At 73.9% G+C, this 7,094-nt stretch carries 8 protein-coding genes; 4 read left to right on the forward strand and 4 right to left on the reverse strand.

Annotated features, from left to right (window positions below; all coding sequences use genetic code 11):
• Positions 1 to 266: 266 nt before the first annotated feature.
• Both Q0848_RS18740 and Q0848_RS18745 read right to left on the reverse strand, forming a co-directional pair.
• On the reverse strand, positions 267 to 1,244 hold the full coding sequence (locus tag Q0848_RS18740) for an NADPH:quinone reductase (protein WP_299040344.1): 978 nt from the start codon (positions 1,242 to 1,244) through the stop codon (positions 267 to 269).
• 74 nt (positions 1,245 to 1,318) lie between these two features.
• Positions 1,319 to 1,843: a MarR family winged helix-turn-helix transcriptional regulator gene (locus Q0848_RS18745; RefSeq protein ID WP_299040346.1), complete on the reverse strand. Its 525-nt coding sequence runs from the start codon at positions 1,841 to 1,843 to the stop codon at positions 1,319 to 1,321.
• A 90-nt stretch (positions 1,844 to 1,933) separates the two neighbouring features.
• Here Q0848_RS18745 and Q0848_RS18750 point away from each other — a divergent pair, with 90 nt between their 5' ends.
• The 4 genes from Q0848_RS18750 (at position 1,934) to Q0848_RS18765 (ending at position 4,897) form a co-directional block, all read left to right on the forward strand.
• Positions 1,934 to 2,506, forward strand: a complete 573-nt coding sequence (locus Q0848_RS18750) for an NADPH-dependent F420 reductase (RefSeq protein WP_299040348.1) — start codon at positions 1,934 to 1,936, stop codon at positions 2,504 to 2,506.
• Between the two features lie 81 nt (positions 2,507 to 2,587).
• Positions 2,588 to 3,301 carry an alpha/beta hydrolase gene (locus tag Q0848_RS18755; protein WP_299040349.1) on the forward strand — a complete coding sequence of 238 codons (714 nt, stop codon included), beginning with the start codon at positions 2,588 to 2,590 and terminating at the stop codon, positions 3,299 to 3,301.
• The gene (locus Q0848_RS18760; RefSeq protein ID WP_299040350.1) at positions 3,298 to 4,224 is read left to right on the forward strand and encodes a VOC family protein; all 927 of its coding nucleotides are present in this window, start codon (positions 3,298 to 3,300) and stop codon (positions 4,222 to 4,224) included. The genes Q0848_RS18755 and Q0848_RS18760 overlap by 4 nt, the downstream gene beginning before the upstream one ends.
• 82 nt (positions 4,225 to 4,306) lie before the next feature.
• Positions 4,307 to 4,897, forward strand: coding sequence for a cysteine hydrolase family protein (locus tag Q0848_RS18765; protein ID WP_299040351.1), 591 nt, complete (start codon positions 4,307 to 4,309; stop codon positions 4,895 to 4,897).
• A 284-nt stretch (positions 4,898 to 5,181) separates the two neighbouring features.
• Here Q0848_RS18765 and Q0848_RS18770 read toward each other — a convergent pair whose 3' ends face one another.
• Both Q0848_RS18770 and Q0848_RS18775 read right to left on the reverse strand, forming a co-directional pair.
• On the reverse strand, positions 5,182 to 6,510 hold the full coding sequence (locus tag Q0848_RS18770; protein WP_299040352.1) for a M23 family metallopeptidase: 1,329 nt from the start codon (positions 6,508 to 6,510) through the stop codon (positions 5,182 to 5,184).
• Between the two features lie 143 nt (positions 6,511 to 6,653).
• The coding region (locus Q0848_RS18775; protein WP_299040353.1) for a thioredoxin domain-containing protein at positions 6,654 to 7,094 on the reverse strand (441 nt) is incomplete at its 5' end.

Below are 7,094 nucleotides of genomic sequence, written 5' to 3' on the forward strand. Positions count from 1 at the left end.
ATCCGATGGTTTTTGGAGCACTCGGCTAGAGAGGCTTCGGCGGGTGCGTCAAAAACGCGTCCTTCAGAACCGAGTGCCTGGAGCACCGGAGCAACGGACGCCCTTTTTGGGACACTTGTGGATCGTTCCGCGTGTCGCTGCGCCAGCGGGCCTGGGGGTCGGCTCGCTCGTGCTGCGGGAGATGGGACGTCCGGTGCGCGGTGAGAGCGGTTGGTGTGGGGGCGGTCGCTAGCGGGGTGCGGCGGGGTGCGGCGCACCGACCGTGATCAGTGCATGGCCAGCAGGGCCCTGCTCCGGGACCCGGCGTCGACGAGGTCGTGGGCGCGGGCGATGTCGGCCAGAGGCAGCGGCTCGATGACGGGGATGTCCAGGGCGGAGGCTGCCGCGGCGGTGGTGAGGTCGGTGACGGCGTGCCGGCGGGCGGCGGTGGGGAAGTCGTCGCTGCCGAGCAGCCGGATCGTGAGGTTGTCGAAGAGCATCGGCCAGAACGGGAGGCTGGTGCGGGCCTGCGCGGTGGCGTAAGCAGCGATCACCCCGCCCGGGCGCAGGACGGCGGCGTCGAGGTCGACGTTGTCGGACAGGGAGACCTCCACCACCCGGTCGACGCCGTCGGGCGCGAGGTCGGTGATCCGGGCCTGGGGGTCGTCGTCGAGGGCGACGACCGGTCCGTCGTGCCGTGCGGCGGCCGAGTCCAGGTCGGCGGTGCGGCGGACGGTGCTGATGACCTGGGCCGCGCCGCCCCAGCGGGCGAGCTGGGCGGCGATGGTGGCGACCCCGCCGAGGGCGCCGTGCACGAGCACGGTGGTCCCCGTCACCGGGCCGTCGGCGAACACGGCCCGGTGGGCGGTGATGCCGGGGATCCCGAGGCAGGCCCCGAGGGTGTCAGGCACCTCCTCGGGCAGGTCCACGGCCAGGCCTTGGGGGACGACGGTGTGCTCGGCGGCCGTGCCGAAGGGGCGGTAGGACTGGGCGCCCCAGACCCACACCCGCCGGCCCAGGCGGGCAGGGTCCACGCCGTCGCCGACCGCGTCGACGACACCGGCGCCGTCGCTGTGCGGGATCACGCGCGGGTAGGGCATGGCGGCGTCGAAGTAGCCGCCGCGCTTCTTGGTGTCACCGGGGCTGATCGCCGACAGGTGCACCCGCACCCGGACCTCGCCGGGGCCGGGCTCGGGAGTGGGCACCGTGCCGACCTGCAGCACCTCGGCCGCAGGGCCTCGCCGGTCGTACCAGGCAGCGCGCACGGGGCACGTCCTTCCGTCGGGCACCCAGCCCGGCGCAGCGGGCGGGTGCAGGGGTCGTGCTGGTGGGGCGGTGCTCAGTCGGTGCTCCGCCGCTGCTCGGAAGGGGCCTGGTCGTAGCGGTGGTAGGTCGCCGCCATCGCCCCGTCAGGGTCGAGGCGGGCCAGGAGGGCGTCGGCGATGGCCGTCAGCTGGCTGATCTGCTCGGGACTCAGGGCGTCGATGACCAGGCGGCGGACGTGGACGACGTGCCCTGGCGCGGCGGCCTCGAGATGGGCGAAGCCCAGCTCGGTGAGCCGTGCGTCGGTCGAGCGACGGTCCCCGGGGCGCGGTGCGCGGGTGACCAGGCCCCGGTCCTCCATCCGGCGGACCACGTGGGACAGGCGCGGCAGCGTGGAGTTGGTCTGCGCCGCGAGCTCGCTCATCCGCAGCGTGCGATCGGGCGCCTCGGACAGCATCGCCAGGACGAAGTACTCGAACATCGTCACCCCGCCGTCGCGGCGCAGCTGCCCGTCCAGGTCGGCGGGCAGCAGCTCCAGCAGCGAGACCACCCGCACCCACGCCGCCAGCTGGGACCGGTCGAGCCAGGGGGCGGCGTCCATGGGCCGATCGTGGCACAGCCAAGGTTGTTGCATCAACTGTTGTGGTGCTAGCGTCCTCAACAGTTGACCCGACAACCTTCAGGAGTAGTCATGGCACACGTCAGCATCATCGGTACCGGCGCCATGGGGCAGGCCATCGCGACCGCCCTGACGCGCGGCGGCGCCACCGTCGACCTGCTCGGCCGCCGCGACACCGCCGCCCTCGCCGGCGACGTCGTGGTCCTCGCCGTCCCGCACGCCGCCCTGGCCGACGTCGTCGCCACCCGCGGGGCCGAGCTCGCCGGCAAGGTCGTCGTCGACATCACCAACCCCGTCGACTTCGCCACCTTCGACTCCCTCGTCGTGCCTGCCGACTCCTCGGCCACCGCCGACCTCGTCCGGTCGCTGCCGGACTCGACGGTCGTCAAGGCGTTCAACACCACCTTCGCCGCCACCCTGGCCACCGGCACCGTCGGGGGTCAGACGACGACCGTCCTGATCGCCGGGGACGACGCCGACGCCAAGACCCAGGTCGCCGGCCTTGTCACCGCCGCCGGCCTGCGCGCGGTCGACGCCGGCTCGCTGCGCCGGGCCCGCGAGCTCGAGGCCCTGGGCTTCCTGCAGATCACCCTGGCCGCCGCCGAGAAGGTCAGCTGGACCGGCGGCTTCGCCGTCCTCGACTGACCCGCACGACACCCCCGCCCGCCGGACGCGGCAGGCGGGCAGCAGCCGCGCACGACTCCCTCGACCACCAGGAGAAACCCCATGGACAGCACCACCGCAGGCGGGCCCGTGCTGGCCCGGTACGGGACCGACGACACGGCCGCGCCGCTGGTGGTGCTGCTGCACGGCCGCGGCAGCGACGAGCAGGACATCATCGGGCTGGCCCCGCACCTGCCGGCCGGACCGGCCTACGTCGCCGTGCGCGCCCCGATCGCCGAGGGCCATGGGTGGGCGTGGTTCGCCAACCAGGGGATCGGACGCCCGGTGGCCTCCTCCCTGGCCGCGACGACGTCCTGGTTCGGGCGCTGGCTGGACCAGGAAGCACCGCCCGGCCGGCCGGTGCTGCTGGTCGGCTACAGCGGGGGCGCGACCTTCGCCGGCGGGCTGGTGCTGGACCAGCCCGCCCGCTACGCCGGGCTCGCCACCGTCTGCGCGACCCTGCCCGTCGACGCCGGTCTGCCCCTGACGCCCGGGCGGCTGCAAGGCCTGCCCGTCCTGGTGGTCCAGGGCCAGGACGACGTCGTCATCCCCCCGGAGCTGCAGCAGCAGACGTGGGAGTACCTGCACCAGCACTCCGGTGCCGCCCTGACCGCCCACCGCCGCCCGGGCGGCCACGGCCTGACCGCCACGGACGTCGCCCTCGTGGCCGGCTGGATCACCACCGTCCTGACCGCCGCCCCGTACGTCGACCGACCCGTCCACGACCCCGCCACGACGCCCGCCGAGCCCGCCGGCACCCCAGGAGACCAGCGATGACCACCACGCCCGCGACCACGGCCGACCCCTCCGAGACGGTGCTGCCGGCCAGCACCGCGATGGACGCGGTCACCCTGCACGTGCACGACCTGGCGCTCATGAGCGGCTACTACCGCCAGGCCCTGGACCTGCAGGACCTGGACCGGGCCGCCGCCGGACCCGTGCCCGCCGCGCAGGCGCCCGGGACCTCCGTCGTCGTCCTCGGACGCCACGAGGTGCCCCTGGTCGTACTGGTGCACACCCCCGGGCTGCCCCGACCCCGCGCCGGAGAAGCCGGGCTGTTCCACACCGCGCTGCTGTACCCGACCCGCGCCGACCTGGCCGCCGTCGTCGCCCGCGCCGCCCGCCACCACCTCAGCCGCTACGTCGGCTCGGCCGACCACCTCGTCTCCCAGGCCTTCTACTTCACCGACCCCGAGGACAACGGGATCGAGCTGTACTGGGACCGACCCCGGGACCAGTGGACCCACCGGGACGGCCAGGTCCAGATGGCCAACGACCCCCTGGACCCCAACGCCTTCCTCCGGCGCCACCTCGAGGAGGACCGCACCGGGGAGGCCGGTGTCGGCCACGTCCACCTCAAGGTCGGCGACATCGACCGCGCCCGCGCCTTCTACGTCGACGCCCTCGGCTTCGAGGTCCGCGCGGCCTGGCCCGGGGCCCTGTTCGTCGCCGCCGGCGGCTACCACCACCACATGGCCATGAACACCTGGGCCAGCCGCGGCGCCGGCGCCCGCGCCGCGACCATCGGCCTCGGAGCCGTGGCCATCACCGTCCCCGGCCGCAGCGACCTCGACGCCCTCGCCGGCCGGCTGCGCCACCACCAGCACCCCCACACCGACGACGGACGCACCCTGCGCTTCGAGGACCCCTGGCTCAGCCGCATCGAGGTCACCGCCCACACCCCCGCGCCGCAGGACTGACCACCCCGCCTCACCCCGGGGACGCGACCACGGCCCCGACCACCCCGCACCACCGTGCACGACCACCAGACCGGAGACCGCCATGCCCAGCACCGCCGTGCTCGTGATCGACATGCAGAACGACACCGTCCACCCCGACGGCGCCTACGCCGCCACCGGCGCCGCCGCCCACGCCACCGAGCAGGACGTCGTGGCCAACACCCTCGCCGTGCTCGAAGCCGCCCGCGCCTCCGAGGTCCCCGTCTTCTACAGCCGGATCCTCGTCTACCCCGTGCCCGGCCTGTCCGGCGACAACGCCCCGATCTTCCAGATGCTCGCCCCCGACACCTTCACAGTCGGCAGCTGGGGCGCCGCCGTCGTCGACGACCTCACCCCCCGCGAGGACGAGATGGTCCTGGACCGCACCCGCATGAGCGTCTTCAACGGCACCGGCATCGACACCATGCTGCGCAACCTCGACGTCACCACCCTCGTCGTCGTCGGCGCCTGGACCAACATGGCCGTCGAGCACACCGTCCGCGACGCCGCCGACCACGGCTACCAGGTCACCGTCGTCGCCGACGCGACCTCCAGCCTCAGCCCCCAGTGGCAGGACGCCGCCCTCGGCTACGCCCTCACCAACATCGCCACCATCACCGACACCGTCACCACCACCGCCACCCTGCGCGGCTGACCGACCCTGCGGCGCCAGGCCGGCCTTGCCAGCCCCGGCGAGGTGTTGTGGAACCGACGACGATCGGGCCCCCGCCGGTCTCTGATCGTCCGCGGCGGCTGCGCCTCGCCGTCGTCGAGGTGGTTCGCGAGCGTCCGCAGTCACCGGACGGGTGTCAGTCGTCGGGCAGCAGCCCCGGCGTGGCGAGCAGCCGTCGAGGTCCTGGGACGCGGAGCTCATGAACGCAGTCACCCCAGCGCTGGGGCCGCCGGGGGTGACTGGTGGTCGAGTGCTGGTGAGTGACCTCAGATCCAGCCCATGGGGTCGACGGCTTCCCCGTCGACGCGGACCTCGAAGTGCAGGTGGCAGCCGGTGACCGCCCCGGTCTCGCCTTCGTAGCCCAGGACCTCCCCGCGGGTGACCGACCCGGAGGTTTTGGTGAAGCCGCTCATGTGGGGGTAGGCCGTCGCGACGGACTGCCCGTTGATCAGGCCGTGGTTGACCACGGTGATGTTGCCGTAGGTGCCGTTGTAGCCGGCCGAGACGATCTGGCCGTCCTCGGCGGCGCGGATCGGGGTGCCGCACCCGGAGGCCAGGTCCACGCCCGAGTGCATCCGCATGTACCCGCGGATCGGGTGCATCCGCATCCCGTACGGGGAGGAGACGCGTCCCTCTGGGCGCCGTAGCGTCGCGCCGTTGTCACGGCCGGCGGAGCGGCTGGCCACAGACGGTGCACGCTGCGCCTGCGGCGCTGCCGAGGCGGACTGGTCCTGACCGGTCGACTGGGCCTGAGCGGCGGCCTCGGCGGCTGCGCGGGCCTTGTCGGCCTCGGCGATCGCGCGCAGCTGGGTCCCGAGGGCATCGGACTCGGCCTGCAGCTGGTTCTCGCGGGCCTGCTCCTCGGCCTGGCGGCTCTCGATGGTGGCGACCGCGGCCTGCTGACGCTGGGCGAGCGTCTCGATCTCGGCCTTGCGGGCCTGAGCCTGCTCGGCGGCCTGCTGGGCGACCTCCAGCTGGGCGCGGGCCTCGGCCTCGAGGTCGCCGACCTGCTCGGTGACCGCGCTCAGGCGCGAGGTCGCGCTGGAGCGCACGGCCTGGTCGGAGGCGGCGCTGGCCAGCAGGTCGGCCTCGGTGGCCGAGACCCCCGAGATCGCCGCGGTCCGGGAGGCGAAGTCGGCGCTGTCTTCGGCGTTCATCGCCAGCGACAGGGTCTGGGGTGTGCCGCTGTGGCGGTAGGAGTCCGCGGCCAGGCGCCCGATCGCCGCGGAGGAGGCGTCCATCGACTCCTCGCTGTCCTTGACGCTGGCCGCGGCGGCCTCCTGCGCGGTGCGCGAGGCCTGCAGCCGGTTGGCGAGGTCGTCGGCCGCGGCCTGGGCGCGGTCCTGGACCTGGACGGCCAGGTCGGCGGCCTGCTGGGCGCCGGGTAGCTGCTCCTGGACGGCGGCGTACTCGGCGTAGGCCGCCGTCAGCTCCTGCGACGTACCGACGAGGTCGTCCTGCAGGGCCTCCAGCGCCAGGTCCACGGCCTCTTTCTGCGCCGCCGGCGCCTGCCCCTGCCCCTGCGCGGGGGCGGGGGCAGCGGCCACCGGGGAGGCGCCGGTAGCCAGGGACACCACGACGGCGGCGCTGACCACGGCCAGCGACCGCCGAAGACCTGCCCGGGAAGCGGGGCGGAGGCTGGCGGAGCCAGAAGTGGCAGAACGAGAGGGAGAGCTCACTGGTGCTGATCCTCTGGGGGAGTCGGGATGGCCGGTGCGGCCCTCGGACTAGTTGGTGCTTACTGCCGGGCTGCCAGGGCAGCGTCGATCTGGGCGCGGAAGTCCTCGACGCTGGTCGGCTGGATGCGCTGGCCGTCGAGGAAGAACGTCGGGGTGGACTGCACCCCCAGGGCCTGGCCGTCGGCGAGGTCGCGGCCCACCCGCGCCAGGGTCGCCGGGTCGGCGACCGCAGCGTCGTAGGCAGCCATGTCCAGCCCGAGGTCGACCGCGAAGGTGCGGAACAGGTCGGCCTTGGGCTCCTGCTGCTCACCCCACTGGGCCTGGGTGTCGTACATGCGCTGGTACATGCCCTCGAAGGCGCCCTGGGCGGCAGCAGCCTCGACGGCGACCGCGGCGTTCTCGGCGTTGGCGTGCCCCGGCAGCGGGAAGTACCGGGCGACCACGCTCAGGCGGCCCTGGTACTCCTGGCGGATCTGCTCGATGACCGGGTAGGCCGCCGC

It is taken from the genome of uncultured Pseudokineococcus sp., assembly GCF_947495735.1.
Lineage (GTDB): Bacteria > Actinomycetota > Actinomycetes > Actinomycetales > Quadrisphaeraceae > Pseudokineococcus.

Excerpts from the sequence above, each read along its gene's own strand:
- Q0848_RS18745 (WP_299040346.1), bottom strand. The coding sequence starts at position 1,843 with ATGGACGCCGCCCCCTGGCTCGACCGGTCCCAGCTGGCGGCGTGGGTG.
- Q0848_RS18750 (WP_299040348.1), top strand. The coding sequence starts at position 1,934 with ATGGCACACGTCAGCATCATCGGTACCGGCGCCATGGGGCAGGCCATC.
- Q0848_RS18755 (WP_299040349.1), top strand. The coding sequence starts at position 2,588 with ATGGACAGCACCACCGCAGGCGGGCCCGTGCTGGCCCGGTACGGGACC.
- Q0848_RS18760 (WP_299040350.1), top strand. The coding sequence starts at position 3,298 with ATGACCACCACGCCCGCGACCACGGCCGACCCCTCCGAGACGGTGCTG.
- Q0848_RS18765 (WP_299040351.1), top strand. The coding sequence starts at position 4,307 with ATGCCCAGCACCGCCGTGCTCGTGATCGACATGCAGAACGACACCGTC.